Annotated in this window: 16 protein-coding genes and 1 pseudogene; 5 read left to right on the forward strand and 12 right to left on the reverse strand. The window is 41.9% G+C overall.

The annotated features are described in order from the left end of the window. Positions 1-3 precede the first annotated feature (3 nt). The gene (locus AC5YCI_RS12955; RefSeq protein ID WP_496175637.1) at positions 4-666 is read left to right on the forward strand and encodes a sarcosine oxidase; all 663 of its coding nucleotides are present in this window, start codon (positions 4-6) and stop codon (positions 664-666) included. Positions 667-688: 22 nt separating this feature from the next. Here AC5YCI_RS12955 and AC5YCI_RS12960 read toward each other — a convergent pair whose 3' ends face one another. Further along, positions 689-1,189, reverse strand: coding sequence for a hypothetical protein (locus tag AC5YCI_RS12960; protein WP_496175638.1), 501 nt, complete (start codon positions 1,187-1,189; stop codon positions 689-691). A 96-nt stretch (positions 1,190-1,285) separates the two neighbouring features. Here AC5YCI_RS12960 and AC5YCI_RS12965 point away from each other — a divergent pair. Both AC5YCI_RS12965 and AC5YCI_RS12970 read left to right on the forward strand, forming a co-directional pair. Next, a pseudogene (locus AC5YCI_RS12965) lies at positions 1,286-1,672 on the forward strand (LysR substrate-binding domain-containing protein); the annotation flags it as partial. 72 nt (positions 1,673-1,744) lie between these two features. Next, a complete protein-coding gene (locus AC5YCI_RS12970; RefSeq protein ID WP_496175639.1) occupies positions 1,745-3,094 on the forward strand; it encodes an amidase in 1,350 nt (449 codons plus the stop codon). Between the two features lie 153 nt (positions 3,095-3,247). Here AC5YCI_RS12970 and AC5YCI_RS12975 read toward each other — a convergent pair whose 3' ends face one another. Continuing rightward, positions 3,248-4,144: a LysR substrate-binding domain-containing protein gene (locus tag AC5YCI_RS12975; RefSeq protein ID WP_496175640.1), complete on the reverse strand. Its 897-nt coding sequence runs from the start codon at positions 4,142-4,144 to the stop codon at positions 3,248-3,250. 146 nt (positions 4,145-4,290) lie between these two features. Between AC5YCI_RS12975 and AC5YCI_RS12980 the strand changes: the two genes are divergently transcribed. Next, positions 4,291-5,706 carry an aspartate ammonia-lyase gene (locus AC5YCI_RS12980; protein WP_496175641.1) on the forward strand — a complete coding sequence of 472 codons (1,416 nt, stop codon included), beginning with the start codon at positions 4,291-4,293 and terminating at the stop codon, positions 5,704-5,706. Here AC5YCI_RS12980 and AC5YCI_RS12985 read toward each other — a convergent pair whose 3' ends face one another. Continuing rightward, positions 5,707-6,261, reverse strand: coding sequence for a thermonuclease family protein (locus tag AC5YCI_RS12985; protein ID WP_496175659.1), 555 nt, complete (start codon positions 6,259-6,261; stop codon positions 5,707-5,709). 343 nt (positions 6,262-6,604) lie between these two features. On the opposite strand from AC5YCI_RS12985, the gene AC5YCI_RS12990 reads away from it, so the two are divergent. Continuing rightward, complete coding sequence (locus AC5YCI_RS12990) at positions 6,605-8,236, forward strand: long-chain-fatty-acid--CoA ligase (protein WP_496175642.1); 1,632 nt, start codon at positions 6,605-6,607, stop codon at positions 8,234-8,236. 37 nt (positions 8,237-8,273) lie between these two features. Here AC5YCI_RS12990 and AC5YCI_RS12995 read toward each other — a convergent pair whose 3' ends face one another. The 9 genes from AC5YCI_RS12995 to lldP form a co-directional block, all read right to left on the reverse strand. Further along, positions 8,274-9,197 (reverse strand): LysR family transcriptional regulator, encoded by a 924-nt coding sequence (locus AC5YCI_RS12995; RefSeq protein ID WP_496129866.1) that lies wholly within the window; start codon positions 9,195-9,197, stop codon positions 8,274-8,276. Positions 9,198-9,290: 93 nt separating this feature from the next. Beyond that, entirely contained in the window at positions 9,291-10,607 is a 1,317-nt protein-coding gene (locus AC5YCI_RS13000; RefSeq protein ID WP_496129867.1) for an MFS transporter, read from the reverse strand. A 78-nt stretch (positions 10,608-10,685) separates the two neighbouring features. Next, entirely contained in the window at positions 10,686-11,924 is a 1,239-nt protein-coding gene (locus AC5YCI_RS13005) for a Zn-dependent hydrolase (protein WP_496129868.1), read from the reverse strand. Positions 11,925-12,185: 261 nt separating this feature from the next. After that, positions 12,186-12,839 (reverse strand): M48 family metallopeptidase, encoded by a 654-nt coding sequence (locus AC5YCI_RS13010; protein WP_496175643.1) that lies wholly within the window; start codon positions 12,837-12,839, stop codon positions 12,186-12,188. Between the two features lie 243 nt (positions 12,840-13,082). Continuing rightward, on the reverse strand, positions 13,083-13,976 hold the full coding sequence (locus tag AC5YCI_RS13015; protein ID WP_496129870.1) for a LysR family transcriptional regulator: 894 nt from the start codon (positions 13,974-13,976) through the stop codon (positions 13,083-13,085). Between the two features lie 184 nt (positions 13,977-14,160). Further along, complete coding sequence (gene dld, locus AC5YCI_RS13020; RefSeq protein WP_496175644.1) at positions 14,161-15,864, reverse strand: D-lactate dehydrogenase; 1,704 nt, start codon at positions 15,862-15,864, stop codon at positions 14,161-14,163. A gap of 6 nt (positions 15,865-15,870) precedes the next feature. Next, complete coding sequence (lldD, locus tag AC5YCI_RS13025; RefSeq protein ID WP_496175645.1) at positions 15,871-17,028, reverse strand: FMN-dependent L-lactate dehydrogenase LldD; 1,158 nt, start codon at positions 17,026-17,028, stop codon at positions 15,871-15,873. After that, entirely contained in the window at positions 17,025-17,774 is a 750-nt protein-coding gene (lldR, locus tag AC5YCI_RS13030) for a transcriptional regulator LldR (RefSeq protein WP_496175646.1), read from the reverse strand. The genes lldD and lldR overlap by 4 nt, the downstream gene beginning before the upstream one ends. A 23-nt stretch (positions 17,775-17,797) precedes the next feature. Then, positions 17,798-19,468: an L-lactate permease gene (lldP, locus tag AC5YCI_RS13035; protein ID WP_496175647.1), complete on the reverse strand. Its 1,671-nt coding sequence runs from the start codon at positions 19,466-19,468 to the stop codon at positions 17,798-17,800. Positions 19,469-20,088: the final 620 nt, after the last annotated feature.

Here is a 20,088-nt window from a genome sequence, read left to right on the forward strand (position 1 = left end):
ACCATGCAAAATTTATATACAGTAGAGCGCAGTTTAATTCAGCATACATGTAAACCGTATGATCTCTACGGCGACGGCAAGCAGTTTTTGTCAACATCTGATCAAAAATCGCAACTAAAAAAATGTGCTTTAATTGATTTAACCCATCTTTCTCGTGTTGGTTTTCGTGGCACAGATGCACAAGAATACTTACAAAAACGAGGGTATAGTACACCATCGATGCCGAATACCTTTTTAGAGCAGATTGATGGTAGTGTGGTGGGTCGTCTTTCTGCAGCGGAATATATAATCTTAGGTTCAATTAAAAATTTTGGTGCCCGTGTCAATGAGTTAGAGTGTACCTGGCAAATGGATGAAACGAAATTGAATTATATATTGCCACGCCAAGACAGCCATGCATGGCTGATGCTTACCGGGGAATCTGTAGCAATGGTTATGGCAAAACTTTGTGGCGTAGATTTAATGGATGAAGCATTTAAGCCGGGTCAAATTGTACAAACCTCTGTCGCTCGTGTTAATGCAATCGTATTTAATGTTAGTGATACAACTTGTCCAAAATTCAGTATCTTGTGTGATAGATCAGCTTCTTTATATTTATGGGAGGTATTAATTGATGCTATGCAAGAGTTTGAAGGTAAAATAATAGGGATAAATCATGTGCTTTAAATAGCTGTTCCTTAAAATGTAGTCAAACATAGTCAAGGACTAATTCGCACTCTGTTAATGTCTTGTTGCCAAGCGTGTAACTAGAGCCTGAGTCGGTCAGTTCCGACTTATAGCGGTCAGTCCATTCTTGCGATATGCGCTTTACAGTCTTGTAAGGCGTATAACGATTGATCTCATTGTCGTTTAATCTTGCAAGCACGTTTCTCACAGCATTCCAATCAGCTTGCACAACTTCCCCATTAAAATGGTGAAAGCGATCTCCCTTGCGTGTGCCTATTAAAAGCCCACGTAAGAAAGAATCACTTTGCGAAGTGTATGCAGTATTGACTAGATGCAGCGTAGAACCTCTACGGTGAGATATACCTGTTAGAACATCAGCTAATAAGCCTTTAGCCCATGTATTTAAGCGTCTATTGGTGTTTTTACCATAGCTACGCTTACTTTGAATTGGAGAGGTTAAATCCTCGGCAACAATCACCTTGGCTTTATCAACCAATTTATGCGTTGCTGTATGAATAGCCACCGATTTTGTAGACACCTTTTAATTAGATAAAATGGCTAATTAACGAAGTGCTTATGAGCAGTAAACGATACCCTGAAGAATTCAAAATTGAAGCAGCAAAAGCAAGGTGTATATTTGGCAGATTTAGTGGATGAAGCAATTTTCTTATATCCTGCGCAGCCTAAACCAAACTTCTCTAGCCAAATTATGAATCTATTTTCTGAGTACAGTTTAGAGCCAAAAAAGTTTCGTGAGGTACGCGAAATTCAGTTGGCATTAGGCTTAGTGGCAGCAGGTGAAGGAATCTGTATTGTGCCAGAGAGTGCTAAGACCCTACAGTTGACCCATCTACATTATATTCCTATTTTAGATGAAAATGCAGTGAGCCCTATATTTATGGCCACGCGTTGCATGGATGAAAGTGAAGATATCAAGGCCTTATTTGATTGTATTTATCAAGTTTATGATTTAGAAGCAATTAACTACGATCGCTCCGCATTTTAAAAAATGTAAAAAGACTGTATTGTCAGGTTAAAAAGACGCTATGCTGTGCTAAAAAATAAGCTAGCGTTCTCTATGCATCATTATTCTAAACTATCCGCACTTGATTTAAGCCTTGCTGTTCAACAGGGTGAAGTAACTGTAGTTGAGTTAAGCCAATATTTTATTCAACGTATTAAAGATCATGATGAGCTCAATTGTATCAGTCAGTTGCTTACTCAGCGTGCATTACAGCAAGCAGCTCGCTTAGACCAATTGGCAGCCCAAGGGATATATCTGAGTCCCTTACATGGAGTACCCATGATTGTCAAAGATAGCTTTGCCATTTCAGGTGAAGTGACTTGGGCAGGTACAACATATCTGAATCAATTAGAGCAGCAAGATGCTGCTATCATCACGCAGCTTGAAGCCTTAGGTCTAGTGATTGTGGCGCGTGCTAAAATGACTGAACTGGCTTTTGGCTTATCTGGCCAAAATCCAATACAGGGCACACCACGCAATCCTTGCTATGCCAAAGCTGTTGCTCCGGGTGGATCCTCTTCTGGCTGTGCAGTTGCAGTGGCCGCTGGGCTCGCTCCTCTGGCAGTTGGCGGTGATACTGGTGGCTCGGTGCGTGTGCCAGCAGCAATGAATGGTATTTTGGGGTTTAAACCTAGTCATGACCAACTGAATGGTCAAGGTAATCTGCCTTTAGCAGCATCTTTAGATAGTGTCGGCTTAATGGCAAGATCCAGTGAAGATTTACTTGAGCTTTATACCCAGTTACGACCAGTAGCTGAGACGTTTCACCCCAACATACCGATCTATTATTTATCAGAAAACCATTTTCCTGAGTCATTAGAGCCTGAGGTTTATACGGTTTGGCAAGCACAACTGCATCATTTACAGCAACAGGGCTATGCTTTAACAGCCTGGCAACCCCCACAGGATTTTAATTTTCAGCAGTTATCCGATTGGTGCTCAGATATAATCGCTTATGAAGGTTATCAACTTTATCACCATCTAGCTGACGATGAAAATACACCAATGTGGTCGATTGTACGGCATCGAATTCAACGTGGAGCACAGATTTCAGCACCCTATTATCAAAGCTTAATTACAAAGCGGGATGCCTATTATGCAGCTTTTGCAGCATCTTTAGATCAGCAAGCCGCACTATTATTACCGATGTTGCCAGGCTTTGCTCCACCATTAAATGCCGAAGATAGCAGTTGCCATACTGTTGGGCCATATTCTAGACCATTTAACTATTTAGACCTGCCTGCTTGTAGTTTTCCAATCGGTTATGCTCGGCAGCATGAGCCAATAGCAGCACAATTGGTGATGTTAAAAGGTCAGGAAATCAGTCTGTTACAGCAAGTGCAACAGATCATAAGGCTACTTAATCTACCGGTAAATCAGCTGGCAAAAAAAATCCCAAGCTAAAGCATAGATTGGGAGAAAAAGCATTTGGTCGGTAGCCCAGCAAGGTTTGAGCAAGTTGCTGGCTACCTGGTATAGACTTAATATAAAGCTAAATATTAAATGAGTAAAAACGATAAAAATAATAAAATAAATCTAAAAATACGATTTTTGAACTTAATGCTGACTGGGCAGACAAAGGTGTTGCCATAATTGCTCAATCGATTCACGTTGCGTGAGATTAAGCTTAAGTAAAAAAATTTGTTGCGCCGGATAACTTAAATGTTCATCACAGATGATGAGTTCGTGTTGCTGTAATTCTTGTTCAATTGTCAGACGCGGTAACCACGCAATGCCACGACCTTGTAAAACTAAATCTTTAATATTGTTCGCATTGTCAGTTTCATACAATAACTGCGCTTTAAGTGTGTGTTGGGTAAGAATCTTACTCACTAATTGTTGTAAGTAGGCCTTAGGACTATAACTAATTAAGGGGAAGGGAGCATGGATATCAAATTTTGGCTGTTGATTTTCATTGACTAGACACACGGGAACAATATCAGTACTGCCCAGTTGAATGGACTGAAACATACCTTGGCTTACACGATCTAACAGTTGGTCATCGGCATAACACAACATAAAATCGCATAGACCTTGTTTTAGGAGTTGAATGCCTTCAAAAACATTGGTGGCTTGCATTTCAATTTTAAAGTGACTGATATTATTAGGAAAAAATTGTAAAAAATGCGAAAAAAATTGTGATGTCAGTGAATGAGCCACTGCAAAGCGAATATTTAAATTATTTTCTTTGTGCATATTATGCAATAAAGCCATGGTTTCACTCATTTGCTTGGCCATAGTTTTGGCACTATTGAGCAGCACCAAACCTGCCTCAGTAAAGGTCAGTTGCTTGGCATCACGTTGTAAAATACTAAAACCGAGTTGCTGCTCCAGCTGTTGAATCCGACGGCTAAAAGCGGGTTGACTAACACAGCGTAAACTTGCAGCGCGTGACAAAGAGCCAGTATGTTCTATGGCCAGTAAATCTTCAATCCAACGAATCTCTAGGCTCATATACTATCCATCGTGTCATGTGAGTATTGTTTTTTATGTTGTGTATCAGTATGCAAAAAATGCATATGACAAGCAAGAAATGCATTGGCGAGCCGATGGTTGACAGCGTTAGCATGAGCTTAATCTCCTTTTAGATGTATACAGCTATGACACAAGTAAGTGCTCGTTTAGAAAAAGATTTACTCGGAACGAAACAAGTAGATCAGCAATATTATTATGGGATCCAAACGTTACGTGCATTGGAAAACTTTGATTTAACTCAAAATAAGCTAAATCAGTACCCTTATTTTATTCAGGCGCTAGCGATGGTGAAAATGGCAGCAGCCGAAGCGAATTATCAACTCAAGTTGTTAAGTGAAGAAAAATACCAAGCGATTGTCTATGCTTGCCAACAATTGCTGCAAGGTCAATTTTTAGAGCAGTTTCCACTTGATATGTTACAAGGGGGCGCAGGCACATCCACCAATATGAATGCCAATGAAGTGATTTGTAATATTGCTTTAGAACACATGGGCTATCACAAAGGCCAATATCAATATTTACATCCTAATAATGATGTAAATATGTCGCAGTCTACCAATGACGTTTATCCTACCGCCATTCGTTTGGCGTTATTAAACTATCTAGAAGATTACCGTTTGCAGTTGCATGCGTTGGTTGAGCGTTTAAATGCCAAAGGTCTTGCTTTACATGATGTATTAAAAATGGGGCGTACCCAATTGCAAGATGCTGTGCCTATGACCCTTGGACAGGAGTTCCATGCTTTTGCCTCTGTTTTACAGCAAGATTTAAAACTACTAGAGACCGTGCCGAGCGTTTTGCAACAGGTCAATTTAGGCGGGACAGCGATTGGTACTGGCATTAATGCGCCGGCCCATTATCAAGAATTAGCCATAGCCGCGTTAACTCGTATCAGCCAAAAAAATATTCAAAGTTCAAGCGATTTGATTGCTGCAACCTCGGATATGGGTGACTTTGTGCTGTTATCAGGTTATTTAAAACGTACCGCAACCAAGCTGTCTAAAATTGCCAATGATTTACGCTTACTCTCCAGTGGACCACGCGCTGGACTCAATGAGATTTACTTAGAGCCACGCCAACCGGGCAGCTCTATTATGCCGGGGAAAGTCAATCCGGTGATTCCTGAAGCAATGAATATGGCTGCTTTTCAAGTCGTAGCCAATGATCTTGCCATTACCTTAGCAGCTGATGCGGGGCAATTTCAGCTCAATGCTATGGAGCCCTTAATTGCTTTTAAACTATTTGATTCTTTAGATTTACTGAGCCGTAGTTTACAGATGTTTAATCAATTCTGTATTCGAAGTATTGAAGCCAATGTGGCGCAGTGCCGTGCCAATGTCGAACATTCGATTGGCATTATTACAGCACTGAATCCGTATTTGGGTTATGAAGCCACCACGCGTCTTGCTCAATTAGCGCAGAGTACGGGACAAAGCGTGTTAGATTTAGTGCGTCAAGAAGGTTTACTCTCTGAAGAGGTGCTGAAATATGCGTTATCGGCAGAACATATGTTACAACCACCCTTGGAGCTGGCGATCTAATTAATTCATTTTACGATAAACACTCGGATTAATCGGGCGTGAGGCTTGCCAAAGCCCACGCTTTTTTGCTTTGGCTGTGGCTTGTAGACTGAGCATATGTTTTTTCACTGCTTGATCACGAATATAGTCTTCATACACCCACGCAGCGCCGCGTTTGACCAGTTCTTGATTAATATTTTTGCCACGGCGGTACACGACACCAACCTGACGCCCATAGCGGTCATTATCAGTGATTTCAACTCGCACCCATTTGTTTAAAATCAAGCTGCGCACTAATTTTGTAGCCTCAGCCCCATAAGCTTGTTTAGATTCTGGTGCGTCGATATAGGCAAAGCGCATTTTACTTTGTGAACGACGTAAATTCAGACGCTGGCAGCTAATAGTATCGCCATCACTCACTGCAATCACCTTACACCAGTAGCGCTGCCCCTTCTTAAATGGGACCAACTTAACAGCCATATAATTGCGTATACGCAGAAATAGCCATACGCAAATTAAACATAAAAGAAAACCAAAAGCAGTTAAAACCACAGGGGGGAGGTCAGCAAAAAACATCATCGGGGCAGTAGCAATCACAAAAATACAGCACAAAATAGCGTGCTTGGTCTGAAAATAGAATCAATTTCAATATAAATTGAGTCTAATAGTAGAGAAAATGAATAAAAAACGCTTAATTTTAGTGCAATTAGACATATTTTGAAATACTTTTATCTGTATGTTTTGTAAACGTGATAAATTTAAAAAATAAATAAAAACAATGATTTACTTTATTGGGGGGTCATAGTTTTTAGAAAAAGGATTTGCTATGATTTTGAGCAATTACGATCCTACATGCCTTACTTTGGCTAAAAAGGGACAATAATATGGGTCAAATGACCAAAACCATAAGGATATGCCTATGTTAGGACGAATGATGTTTCAACCTTTGCTGATCAGTAGCATGATTGAACATGCTGAATGTTACCATGCAGATACTGCAGTGATTTCAAAAAATACTGATCATAGTATTACCCAAACCAGTTGGGCTGAGATTGCACATAATGCAAAGCGCTTTGCGCAAGCATTGTCGGCTTTAGGCGTGGTGCAAGGCCAACACGTCGCTACAATTGCATGGAACAATCATCGTCATTTAGAAGCATGGTATGCGATTTCTGGGACAGGTCTGATCTGCCATACTATTAATCCACGTCTATTTCCTGAACAAGTCGAATTTATTGTTAATGATGCTCAAGACCAGGTGATTATTTTTGATAAGACTTTTTTGCCTTTGGTACAAGCAGTCATTGATCAAATCCCAACTGTGCAACATTTTATTTGTTTAGATGGTTTCGATCAGGCGATTGCTGATGCACTTCCTCAAGTGCATTTTTATGATCAATTGATTAGCGCTCAAGATGGTCAATTAGAATGGCCAATTTTCGATGAAACTACGGCTAGCTCTTTATGCTACACCTCAGGCACGACAGGTCATCCTAAAGGTGTGTTGTATAGCCACCGTTCTACAGTGTTGCATAGTTATGCAATCAGCTTACCTGATTCAATGAATCTATCAGCACGTGATGTCATTATGCCTGTCGTGCCAATGTTTCATGTGAATGCCTGGGGGATTCCGTATGCCGCTGCTGCGGTGGGTGCCAGTTTAGTTTTACCTGGTCCACAGCTCGATGGCGAAAGTTTGGTGAAGATGATTGATCAATTCCAAGTGACTTTAGCTTTGGGTGTGCCGACCATATGGCAAGGTCTAATCAGCGCAGCCACCGCTATGGGCAGTACGCTTGAGAGTATGAATCGTAATATTGTGGGTGGTTCAGCTTGTCCACCAAGTATGATTCAAACCTTTAAAGAAAAATTTGCCTGTGAAACCATTCACGCTTGGGGCATGACTGAAACTAGCCCACTCGGATCATCCAATCAACTCAAAGCCAAACATAGTCAATTATCTGAGCAAGAGCGCGCTAACATTCGGTTGTCGCAAGGCCGTCCACCGTTTGGGGTGAGTTTGCGCTTATGTAAGGGGGAACAGGGCTGTGAAGCTGTTCCTCATGATGGCCAAAGTATTGGTAACTTGCAAATTAAAGGTCATTGGATTATTGATCGTTACTATGGCAAAGATCAGTCTGCTTTAACTGAAGATGGCTGGTTTGATACCGGTGATATTGCCACTTTAGATCAAGATGGATTTATGCATATTAGCGATCGTGCTAAAGATTTAATTAAATCAGGGGGAGAATGGATTTCCTCAGTTGAGCTTGAAAATATTGCGATGGGCCATCCGGAGATTAAAATGGCAGCGGCGATTGCTGCGATTCATCCAAAGTGGGATGAACGTCCGGTGTTGATTGCGATTAAAGCTGAAGAAAGCACATTGACAGAAGATGAATTACTGGCGTATTACCAAGGTAAAATTGCCAAGTGGCAGATTCCAGATCGGGTGATTTTTGCTCAGAGTATTCCCTTAAGTGGGACAGGGAAAATGCTCAAAAAAGAGTTGCGTGTTATGTATGAACAGGTTCTGCTGTCCAACGTTTAATCATCTTGACAATTAAAGGGGCGATTTGCCCCTTTTTTTAGTTACTGGCAAAAGTTGCACGTAACTCTTGCACAAAATATTGCTCAATTAAAGACAATTCACGCTCTTTATGCCATTGCAAATAAATTGGTGCGATCCCGACATCTGGAAAAGGTGGCAGTTGTTTAAAGGCTTGTGGAGAGGGGCTGGCTGCGACAATATGTTTCGGCAACAGACCAAAACCAAAGCCATTTTTAATAAAGCGCATCACTTCATCTAAATTATTGGTGGTCACCAAGAGCTTATTTTGTTGCAAAATTTTGTCGCGGATATCATGTAAGTGCGAGTTAATATCATCGAGTTGATCTTGATGAAAGGAAATAAACCCATGGCCTGCGATTTGTTCAAGTTGCTCAATTTTTTGCTGATATAAGGCATGGCCTTGACCACAAAACAAAGCATAATGCTGTCGAATGAGCACCTGATAGTGCATTTTGGGCGAATGCTTAGGGCTGAGTGCTAAACCTAAAGCTGGGACTTTTTGTAGTAATAACTGCTGGATCTCAGGACTCTTGTGGACATCTACTTGAAAGTCGACTAAAGGATATTTTTGGTGAAAATCATGTAAGACTCGATCAAAACGTGCCGATTGTACCCGGCTTAATACCAACAAACGAATCGTACCAGATAAGGTATTCTCTTGGCTTTTTAAACGCTGTTCAATTTCAGTAAGCTGGGTATAAATCATTAAACTGGCTTCAAAAACAATTTCACCCACTGAGGTTAACTGAAACTGGCCCTTTTGGCGTTGAATTAAGCAACTCCCTACTTGTTGCTCTAAACGCTTTAAACTTTGACTTAAAGCTGATTGGGTGACACAAAGTTTAATAGCCGCTTTGTTGAGGCTACCTTCTTGAACAATAATCCTAAACGTGCGTAGCAAAGCCCAATTACATTTATCTACCAATACATGTGCATGCATATTTGATCTTCATTTTAATTTTTATGACTTAAAAGCAAAAAGTGCTCCAAAAAAATCCAGCCCGTGGGCTGGATGAGATTTAATATTCAGGATTTAAGTAATTTCGTCAAGTTTTTTACCAGCAGTTTCAGGCATTTTTAAGAAGGTTATTAAAGTCAGTGCTGCACCGACTAAAATAATGAAGTAGTAATAATCTTGTTTACCAATACTTTGTAGCCAAGTCAGCACGTAGGGTGTTGTACCGCCTAATAAAGCATTCATGATGTTATACGGTGCCCCAATACCTACAGCCCGTACTTGAGTTGGAAACTGTTCCGAGAGTACCGCAGGACCAATCGAGGTATATAAGCCATACAGCAGTAAGCCAAACAACTCGGCTAATAAGATTGAGCTAAACGAACCATCCATGCCTTTAATGACAGGATAAAAGAAAATTAAGTAACCTAAAGCGAATACAATCAATTGCGGACGACGGCCCAAACGATCTGACATCATGCCAAATAAAGGCTGGCACAGCATAAAGATTACCAAACCAATGGTATTGGCGGCAAAGGCCACAGTCGGCGGTGTACCTAACACATTAATCGCGTAGGTAGGTACATAAATCACAAACACATAAAATGAGAAAGTGGTCAGGATGGAAATTCCCACCACACGCAACAGAGATTTAGGATGATGTTTAATGAGAAATTTCAGTGGGTTTTTAACTTTAGACTCTTTATGTCCCATCGCGCTATCAGGTACAGAGCGACGAATCCAGATCCCGACTAAGCCGCCAATTGCACCTAAAATAAATGGAATACGCCAACCATAATCATGCATTTGGGCATCAGTTAAGATTGTGGTGAGTAACCAAGCCATGCCTGAGGCCATTAAAATTCCAAATGCAGCACTTAAAAATAAAAAGCTTGAGAAAAAACCACGGCGTTTAGGCGGCGCCATTTCTGATAAATAAGTAGCAGCCGAGGCAAATTCACCCCCTAAGGACATGCCTTGTAATAAGCGAGCAATGACCAAAATAATCGGGGCCAACACGCCAATGGTTTCATAGGTAGGTGATAAACCAATCATTAATGAACCCACAGCCATCATGATAATGGTTAAGCTTAGCGAGGCTTTACGGCCAAAACGGTCAGAGAAAATTCCAATCACAATTCCGCCGAGTGGCCGCATAAAAAAGCCAACTGCGAAAATAGCAAAGGTGGCGAGCATGGCTGAGGTAGTGCTGGTGGTGGCAAAGAATTGTTTGGAAAAGAAGACTGCAAAGGTGGCATAAATGGTCCAGTCAAACCATTCCACTGCATTGCCTACACTCCCAGCTAAAATGATTTTACGTTGTGAGACGGGCGCTGTTTGTGTTTCTGTAAGCTCTGGATTTAATGTTTCTGAGGTCGATGATGTGCTATGCATATGCCGCTCCGATTTTGATTGTTATTGCGGTCTTTGGGTAAAGTGCCTCAAAGAGGCACCTGTGCCTAAATACGAGGATTAACTGACGCGTGCTAAATGCTGTTGTTGGTCAGCTTTTAAGATGCTACTTAATAATACGCTCGCGCCGTGTTGGGCTTGTAGAGGGGTAATATTTTCTGCTTCGTTATGGCTTAACCCCCCTTCACAAGGAATAAAAATCATGGCGGTTGGACAATGGAGTGACATTAAGAAAGCATCATGACCTGCACCACTAATGATATTTTGTTGAGTCAAACCCAGTTCCATGGCCGAGCTGCGTACATTTTCGATGCTAGATGGATCAAATTTATACGCGGGACTGAGCCATAGTCGGGTGATCTCAATTTGCGCCCCCCGTTTGCTGGCGTGCTGCTGCATGATCTCCTGTGCGATTTGTTCAATTTGCAACAACACCTGATCGTCAGGATGACGAATATCAATACTCCAGGTGATATAAGGTGGGATGGTGTTACGTGAGGCATGCGGAACATTGAGTTCGCCAAAGGTGATTAAAGCATCAGGGAATTGTTCTAAAATCATTGTTTCTAAAGCGCTCATCATATTCGCTGTAGCGAGCATACTGTCATGGCGCATATGCATGGGTGTAGTGCCTGCATGGGCAGCTTTACCGATGGTCTTGGCATTGAGCCATAAAATTCCTTGCCCACCAGTAACCACACCAATGTCACGTTGATTGGCTTCTAAAATTGGCCCTTGTTCAATATGCGCTTCATAATAAGCACTAAAAGCACGTCCCAAGGCCAAATTACCTTGTTGCTGATGACGCTCTAACTCCTCGGCTACAGTAATCCCATGTTTGTCTGCGGTAGCCAGTACATCTTCTAAGGCAATTTTACCCATAAAGGCTGCAGAGCCCATCATTGCGGGCGGAAAGCGTGATCCTTCTTCGTTGGTCCATACTGCCACTTCAATGGGATGGCGATGAGGAATTTGATGTTCGTCTAAGGTACGCAGAACTTCAAAGCCTGCTAATACCCCATAAATCCCATCAAAACGGCCACCTTTAGGCTGAGTATCTAAATGACTACCCATGACAATCGGGGCTAGATTTTCACTGCCTTCACGACGTAAAAATAAGTTACCAATGGCATCGTAGCCAATGCTTAGACCTAAGTCGCGCGCCCATTGAATTAATAATGCACGTCCCGCAATATCTTCATCTGTTAAAGCCAGACGTGAGCTGCCACCTAATTCGGTTGCCCCGACTTGAGCCATCTCCATGAGACTGTTCCATAAACGTGATGGATTAATTTGCATTGTTATTCTCGCTACTTTTTAGTTCTTGTTCACAACATAGCCTGTTTATTTTTAGACAGGCAAACAATATTTTTTGAGCTCAACTATTAGTAAAACTTATAGGGTAAAAAATGGGGCAGGATGGTACAGAAGAATTGATTTTGGAACAAATATATGCAAAAGCTGATGGCATAAAATAAAAAAAACGCACAAAAATAGAGCATATTGTGCGTTAAAAAAATTAGAAATTTTAATCATATAAACGAGAGTAGATCGTTAAATTTATAAGCTACCTAAGCGTGATTCGATTGCTTGGATACGTTGATCCATAAAACTTTGTGTCATTAATGGCTCATCTCCACCATTTTGGGCGCGGCGGGTACTTTCACGTTGATATTTTTCCCAGAAAGTGATGGCTGCTTCTGGGTTGTAACCCGCTTTTTCAATCATCTCTAAACCCAATAAATCAGCTTCTTGTTCAAGAGTCTCTGTCATGGACTTACCCTGATGTTTAAGTGCTGCTAATGGCCCAAATAACATACCCGTGCTGACGCGTTCACGGCTGTGTTCGCGTAAAGCGTGTGCCATTTCATGGGCAATCACATAAGCCAACTCATCATCGTTCAAGTTCAAACTCCAGTACATACCTTGATGCAAGAGGACTTTGCCACCGGCAAAACCATGGGCATTGAGTTGGTTGCTCATTACAGCACTAATTTCCCAGTCCCAGTGGCGCGAATCAGGACGGTACTCGTAAGCGACAGGTTGTAATCTTTGCATGATCTTGTTGAGGCGTTGATCATAAATAATGGTGCCACTTTCGGTAAGATCATCGATCACCTCTTGATAGGCTTTATCCGCGTTGTTGTGCCATATTTTCTCAGGAATCAGAATCAACTGTTGGCGTTTATTGTCTTGTAAGGATGTGGTTTGCATACAACCAACAAGTGTAAAACTCAGAACCGCACTTGATAGAATTTTAAAAATAGCAGAAGACATAAAGAGAGGGAGGCTGCCTAAAAAGAATAGCCCGCTATCATAGTTATTTTATATTTATAGTCACTACTTAAAGTCCAAAAATCGTATTGCAAAATATGTCATAAATCGTATGTGTTTAAATATTAAGCAAATTTTATCTTTATCTTACTTAGAGGCTTTATCTATATATTTATTGGTTTTTTATCTGACTAAAACCTCATAACACATGTGACGTAACCACTCATGACTGGTTTTATGATGCGATGACAGATGCCAATATTGTTTAATGGCGTAGGTTGGGAAAGCAATAGGTGCTTGTAAAATTTTAAGATTTCCACGGGCGAGCAACACTTCACTTAAATAATAAGGCACTGTAGCGATGGCTTCAGTTTCTTGAACTACTAGTCCAACCCCTAAATAGCTAGGTAAACGCATCAGAAAGTCGCGTTTTACCCCCAATCTAAGTAACTCATTTTCGATATGGTAATGGCCAATACCGGCATCAATATCAATATGCGATTCTTGTAAATACTCTTCAATGGTTAAGGTATCGCCTTTAAGCCGGGGATGATTTTTGGCAGAAATCACCACATAATGTTGTTCGAACAGTTTTTGCTGATAAAAGCCATTTTCTAAATGCGGTAAAAAACCCATCGCCAGATCAATTTCACCATTGGCCATTTGATAGCTGGTTTCTGAGGTCATGGCGCGTACATTGAGTTTGACTTTAGGTGCATGCTGTTTTAAATACTGTGACATTTGGGGCAATAACACCAAATGTGCCACATCGGTCATGGCAATGGTAAATTGTTGTTGTGAATTCAATTGATCAAACTGTACGGTATAGTTTTGAATGACCTCGACTTTACTGAGTACCTCACTGACCAAAGGAAATAACTGTTTGGACAATTCAGTGGGTACCATTTCATTACCAATGCGTACAAAGAGCGGATCTTTATAATAGTGACGAATCTTATTGAGCAAATTACTCACTGCAGGTTGGCTTAAGGCCAAATGATCTGCGGTGGCTGAGACACTTTTGAATTTATAAATATAATAAAAAATGCTGAGTAGCTTGAAATCCAGTTCAAACATTGAGTTCCATCTCCCGACGACATATGCTTTTACAATAATGCGCTATTTTACCTGAATTCTCTTTCTGGCATTGCGTAACTTTTCAACATTTAAAAAATAGAGGCTGTATCACAGACCCGAGAATACAGCCTCAATGCGATGACTCAATTATATAAAAATTATGCTTTGAGTCACGAGATTGACATTACTGCCAATATTTACGTTTGGAGGTATGGCCAATGCCAACGTTAAAGCGATTGGTTGGATCTAGGTATTGATAGTGCTGCTTAAGGGCTGGCTTTGCCACATATAAATGTCCGACATTATGTTCAGCAGGATATTCAGCCCCACGTTGATCCAGTAGTTTCCACATCGCATGTTCCATTTTTAAAGGATCAACGCCTTTTTTGACAATATAATCTTGATGGAATACATGGCAAATAAAATGCCCGTAATACAATTTGTGGATGATTTTGTCGTCCATCTCGGCAGGCAATGTTTCCACCCATTCACGGTCATTACGACGTAGGGCAATATCTAGGGCGACAATATCTTCGACTTCATCTAGATGGGTATCACGGTAACGAATGGCAGCACCGGCAACCGCAAAACGGTGTAAAAAGGCTTTGCGTCCTTCATCTTCATCACATAAGAAGTAATGACCACTTTGCATGGCGCCAAAATACTGCTTTAAAAAGCGATTCACTTGCTCGACGTCTTGATTTTCAATCCGCAAAATTAAATGATGTTCGTATAAATCGCGGAAATCATTCATGCGTTTAGGCAAATGGGACGGTAAAAATTTGGTGACTAACTGTAAGATTTTATCGCTTAAACCGCGCATACCCCATTTATTTAAGTAGCCATCGACTTTATCTTTCATGGCAAAAGCGGCAGGAACTTTGGCAGTACCAAATTTTTCAATAAATAGGAAACTGTCTTTGCCATATTTGGCGCCAATGTCATAGGCTACCCGGTGAATATATTCACCCGCAATGGGTAAACGCGGTAAATCAGTGAGTAAAAAACGACGAATGGCAGTTAAATCTTCTTGTGAATTGGTGCCGACATAAAAGACTTGGCTTGGAATTTTTTCAAAGGTATCGAGACGTACCGCAAATACGCAGACTTTACCGGCAGAGCCTGACGCTTCGAATAAACGTGATGGATCAGCATTAAAGCGCGCTGGGGTATCGGCATCAACTTGACAAACATCATGTTGATAATGACGGTCTGAACCACAGCGATGTTCGTCTTGTTGAATATCTTGGGATTGGTAATCCCCACGTTCGAGGCGGGTTAAAATCTCTTCGGGGCTATGACCTAAATCAATGCCCAAATGGTTAATCAGTTCTAATTGACCTTGTTCATTGACGCGTGCATATAAGGCCAGTTCGGTATAGGCAGGGCCACGGCGCACTAAAGCACCGCCTGAGTTGTTACATACGCCACCTAAGACAGAGGCACCAATACATGACGAGCCAATGACAGAATGCGGTTCACGGCCATGAGGCGCGAGTTGTTTTTCTAAAGTATCTAAGGTGGCACCAGGTAAACACACTACTTGTTTGGCATCATTAATGACCTGAACGCCTTGTAAACGGCGTGTGCTCATTAACACGATAGGACGATCATAATCATCGCCAAATGGGGTAGAACCACCGGTTAAACCGGTGTTAGCCGCTTGCATAATTACAATGCAATCGGCAGCGACGGCAATTTCTAACACACGCCATTGCTCAAGCAGGCTACCAGGACTCACCACGGCAAATACTTCACCGGCACCATAACGACGACCTTGACGGTATAAACGCGTATCTTGATCATCGGTGAGTACATGGGTTTTACCCACTACATGTTGCAGTTGTTTTAACGTATCTTGAGCATTAAAGCCAGCTTGAGCATGCATGTCGACTTATCCTTGTTTTAATTCGCGGTCTAATTTTACTAAGCAATCTTCAGTGATATTGGCAATCGTACGCGCACCGGTTAAGGTCATCGCAACGCGCATTTCTTTGTCAATCAGATCGAGTAAATTGCTTACACCTGCACCGCCTGCAGCACCTAAGGCATACACAAAGGCACGGCCGAGCATGCAGGTATCTGCACCAAGGGCTAACATACGCACTACATCCAGACCGTTACGCACACCTGAATCGGCTAAAATGGTCAGATCACCTTTCACTGCATCGGCAATCGGGGGCAGGGCGCGTGCAGATGAAAGTACGCCATCTAATTGACGACCGCCATGATTGGACACCACAATCCCATCGGCACCAAAACGTACTGCATCTTTGGCATCTTCCGGATCTAAAATGCCTTTAATGACCATTGGGCCATCCCAATAATCACGAATCCACTCTAAATCTTTCCATGAAATTGAAGGGTCAAAATTGGCGCCTAACCAGCCAATATAATCTTCAAGACCGGTCGGTTTACCTAAGTATTTGGAGATATTGCCCAGATCATGCGGGCGACCCATCATGCCAACATTCCATGCCCAATGTGGATGCATGCAGGATTGCATATAACGACGCATCGCTGCATTGGGGCCGCTCATGCCTGAATGGGCATCACGGTAACGTGCACCCGGTACTGGCATATCCACAGTAAACACCAAGGTAGAGCAACCTGCGGCTTTGGCACGCTCTAGGGCATTTTTCATAAAGCCACGGTCACGTAGTACATACAACTGAAACCACATCGGGCGCTGAATGGCAGGTGCTACTTCTTCAATGGGGCAGACAGAAACAGTCGATAAGGTAAAAGGAATGCCTTTTTTGTCTGCTGCAACGGCAGCTTGGACTTCGCCACGGCGTGCATACATGCCCGTTAAACCCACAGGCGACAGCGCCACGGGCATGGATAAGGTTTCATTAAACAGTTTGGTTTCTAATGACAATTGTGACATGTCATTGAGGACACGTTGACGTAAGGCGATTTGCGATAAATCTTCAACGTTACGCTTTAAGGTATATTCTGCATAAGCGCCACCATCAATATAGTGGAACAAAAAAGGTGGCAAGCGACGACGCGCGGCTTCACGGTAATCATTTGCAGAAGAGATAATCATAATGAGATCCTGTTTAATCGACTGGCACGTTGACGACGCGCATCGGCTTCGTCAATCGCACGCACTTGTTCAATGATATACTCGATGTGACCACATACGGCTTGGCGCGCAGCCTCTGGATCACGACGTTCGATCGCGGCCATGACTTGATAATGTTGGTCACGCAGTTGATCGTAACGGTTGTGCTCGGTATAGACCTTACGACGGCCCAATACCACGTTATATTCCAGCAGATCAAATAGACTGCGCATCATTTGAATCAGCACTAAATTGTGCGATGCTTCGGCAATAGCCAAATGAAATTCAGCATCGGCTTTGGCAGCTTGGTGGTCATCGACCAAGGCTTGAAAGTGACTAATCTGATCATAGCAGCGGCGAATTTTGGCTAAATCTTCAGGTGTGGCGCGCGTTGCTGCATGCCATGCACAGCCACCTTCTAAAATCAAGCGTGCCTCTTGTACATCAAAACGATAAGCTGGATCTTCATCCATTAAATGACTAATCGGTTGTACAATTTGCTGCTGTGACCAATGCTGTGGCAATTGCTGTAAATAATTACCCGCACCCATACGGCTATACAGCATTCCTTGGCTGACCAATTGCTGGATGGCTTCGCGTAAGGATGAACGCGAAACCCCAAGTTGCTCACATAATTTACGCTCTGCAGGTAGTCGATCTCCGACTTGTAGTTGTTGGGTTTCAACTAAAGTTTTAAGACTTTGCACCACTTTTTCGGAAACTTTCATACCTGAATCACCTTAATTGCCACTTATGGAATCATCCATGGGAAGACATATGCTTGTAAGGTGATAATAATACCGATCATGATGGTAAACACGATACTGTGTTTCACGGTAAAGCGGAATAAATCTGATTCTTTACCCACTAAACCCACCGCAGCACAGGCAATCGCAATCGATTGCGGGGAAATCATCTTACCGGTCACCCCACCACTGGTATTGGCTGCAACCAACAACACTTCTGGTACACCAATTTGCTGCGCAGTTGTGGCTTGTAGGGCAGAGAATAGCGCATTGGCAGAAGTGTCTGAACCCGTTAAAAACACCCCAACCCAACCTAAAAATGGTGAGAAGAACACAAAAGCATCACCCGTATGTGCCAAAGCCAATGCTAGGGTTGCTGACATACCTGAGTAGTTAGCAATAAATGCAAATGACAGCACCATACCAATTGAATAGATTGGCGTTTTTAAATCTGTAAAGGTTTCTGCAAAAGTTGTCACCGCATCGCGTGGCTTCATTTTTAAATACAACATGGTAATCATCGCTGCAATAAAAATGGCGGTACCTGTGGCAGAGAGCCAATCAAATTTATAAATCGCGTCATAATCTTTGATATCAGGCACAACAGGTGGTAGCTTTTGAATCATTTGATGTAAAAATGGCACTTCAAAAGAAAACACCAAGTGTTCTAGTGGGCCACCTTTAGCAAACAAATCCTTAAATGGTTTAATACTCCACAGCGTCACCATCGCCGTTAAAATCGCAAATGGCGACCATGCCTTGGCAATTTGGCCAATGCTATATTTTTTATTGGCATCTGCTAAAACGTTTGAGTCAACTTGTGCATCTTCATCTTTAAAACGGAAAATGTGTTTGGGTTGCCAGTATTTGAGCAAGAGCGTTAAGCTTACTAATGCGGCAATGGCTGCGGTAATATCGGGTAATTCCGGACCCACAAAATTAGAGGTTAAATATTGTGCTAAGGCAAATGAACCACCACCGACAAAGATCGCAGGCCAGGTTTCTTTCACACCGCGCCAACCATCCATAATCGCCATAATCCAAATCAGGACAATCGGTACCATAAACGGCAATTGACGACCGACCATTTGGCTAATTTCCATGGTGTCCACACCAGAGACTTGCCCTGCGACAATAATTGGAATCCCCATAGCGCCAAAGGCTACTGGTGCAGTATTGACGATCAGGCAAAGACCTGCTGCATAAAGCGGTTTAAAGCCGAGGCCCACTAAAAGTGCTGCAGTAATGGCTACGGGTGCACCAAAACCTGCAGCACCTTCTAAAAAAGTACCAAAGGCAAAACCCACCAACAGCATTTGTAAACGCTGATCTTCGGTAATGGACAAAATCGAAGAGCGAATAATGTCAAATTGACCGGTTTTAACCGAAATTTTATATAAAAACAAAGCGCCTAGAATGATCCAAGCAATAGGCCATAAGCCATACAAGAAACCATAGCCAAGCGATGCAAACGCCATAGCGATGGGCATGTCATAAGCAAATAGCGAAACGAGTAAAGCCAATACGACAGTGATCGTACCCGCAACGCTGCCTTTCATACGAAAAACCGCTAAGGCTAAGAAGAAAAAGATAATCGGAATAAGGGCAATCGCACTGGAAATCCAGATATTGCCCATGGGATCGTAAATCTGTTGCCACTGTTGCAGCATTGTCATCTCCTTGAAATGCTAGCGAGTACAAAATTATCATTCATATTAAATTGGTAAGACCAATTTACCCTATAAATTAGCTATATGTGCTAATTTTGCGGGTAATCATATTTTTAAAGTGATTTTTTTGCAATATTGGGTGAACCAATATTTAATTGGTCATACCAATATTAAGGGCTTAATTGAGATGTTCGATTGAACGAGTTGTTTAAAAAATGATAAAAAACCCTCAATTACGAGTTTTTTTTAAGCAATTTTATGGTGTGCTGGCCCATCTGCAACTTTAGTCTTAGAGGTTCAAATGAGAGCAAATCATAATTGCATGGCAGCTAAGCTGATAGCTGACATCAGTGATGTGATAAGTTAAATAATGCTGATCAACCAGAGCCAAAACATCGTTTAAGATCGGGGAGATTTCAGAATGATTTGTGCGACTTAAATCTATACCTTGAGCTGTGTTTTAGTGGCACATGGGTCTTATGCAGGCAAGGCAGTTGAGGCTGAGCAAAAGCAATAAAATTATGTGCATTTTCGATGAAAGCCACCTTTTTACTGTCCAATATGATTTTTAATATAAATTTAATAATCTGATTCAAGCCTGATTTTTCGCGTGAAAGGAGCAAAGT

The organism is Acinetobacter sp. CY17, from assembly GCF_059515825.1.

What these genes read in the sequence shown, in the direction of transcription:
- AC5YCI_RS12995 (WP_496129866.1), bottom strand. Translation starts at nt 9,197, where the DNA reads ATGCATGCACATGTATTGGTAGATAAATGTAATTGGGCTTTGCTACGC.
- lldR (WP_496175646.1), bottom strand. Translation starts at nt 17,774, where the DNA reads ATGAAAGTTTCCGAAAAAGTGGTGCAAAGTCTTAAAACTTTAGTTGAA.
- AC5YCI_RS13000 (WP_496129867.1), bottom strand. Translation starts at nt 10,607, where the DNA reads ATGCATAGCACATCATCGACCTCAGAAACATTAAATCCAGAGCTTACA.
- AC5YCI_RS12970 (WP_496175639.1), top strand. Translation starts at nt 1,745, where the DNA reads ATGCATCATTATTCTAAACTATCCGCACTTGATTTAAGCCTTGCTGTT.
- lldD (WP_496175645.1), bottom strand. Translation starts at nt 17,028, where the DNA reads ATGATTATCTCTTCTGCAAATGATTACCGTGAAGCCGCGCGTCGTCGC.
- AC5YCI_RS13010 (WP_496175643.1), bottom strand. Translation starts at nt 12,839, where the DNA reads ATGCAAACCACATCCTTACAAGACAATAAACGCCAACAGTTGATTCTG.
- AC5YCI_RS12980 (WP_496175641.1), top strand. Translation starts at nt 4,291, where the DNA reads ATGACACAAGTAAGTGCTCGTTTAGAAAAAGATTTACTCGGAACGAAA.
- AC5YCI_RS12955 (WP_496175637.1), top strand. Translation starts at nt 4, where the DNA reads ATGCAAAATTTATATACAGTAGAGCGCAGTTTAATTCAGCATACATGT.
- AC5YCI_RS13015 (WP_496129870.1), bottom strand. Translation starts at nt 13,976, where the DNA reads ATGTTTGAACTGGATTTCAAGCTACTCAGCATTTTTTATTATATTTAT.
- AC5YCI_RS12990 (WP_496175642.1), top strand. Translation starts at nt 6,605, where the DNA reads ATGTTAGGACGAATGATGTTTCAACCTTTGCTGATCAGTAGCATGATT.
- lldP (WP_496175647.1), bottom strand. Translation starts at nt 19,468, where the DNA reads ATGACAATGCTGCAACAGTGGCAACAGATTTACGATCCCATGGGCAAT.
- AC5YCI_RS13005 (WP_496129868.1), bottom strand. Translation starts at nt 11,924, where the DNA reads ATGCAAATTAATCCATCACGTTTATGGAACAGTCTCATGGAGATGGCT.
- AC5YCI_RS12985 (WP_496175659.1), bottom strand. Translation starts at nt 6,261, where the DNA reads ATGTTTTTTGCTGACCTCCCCCCTGTGGTTTTAACTGCTTTTGGTTTT.
- dld (WP_496175644.1), bottom strand. Translation starts at nt 15,864, where the DNA reads ATGCATGCTCAAGCTGGCTTTAATGCTCAAGATACGTTAAAACAACTG.
- AC5YCI_RS12975 (WP_496175640.1), bottom strand. Translation starts at nt 4,144, where the DNA reads ATGAGCCTAGAGATTCGTTGGATTGAAGATTTACTGGCCATAGAACAT.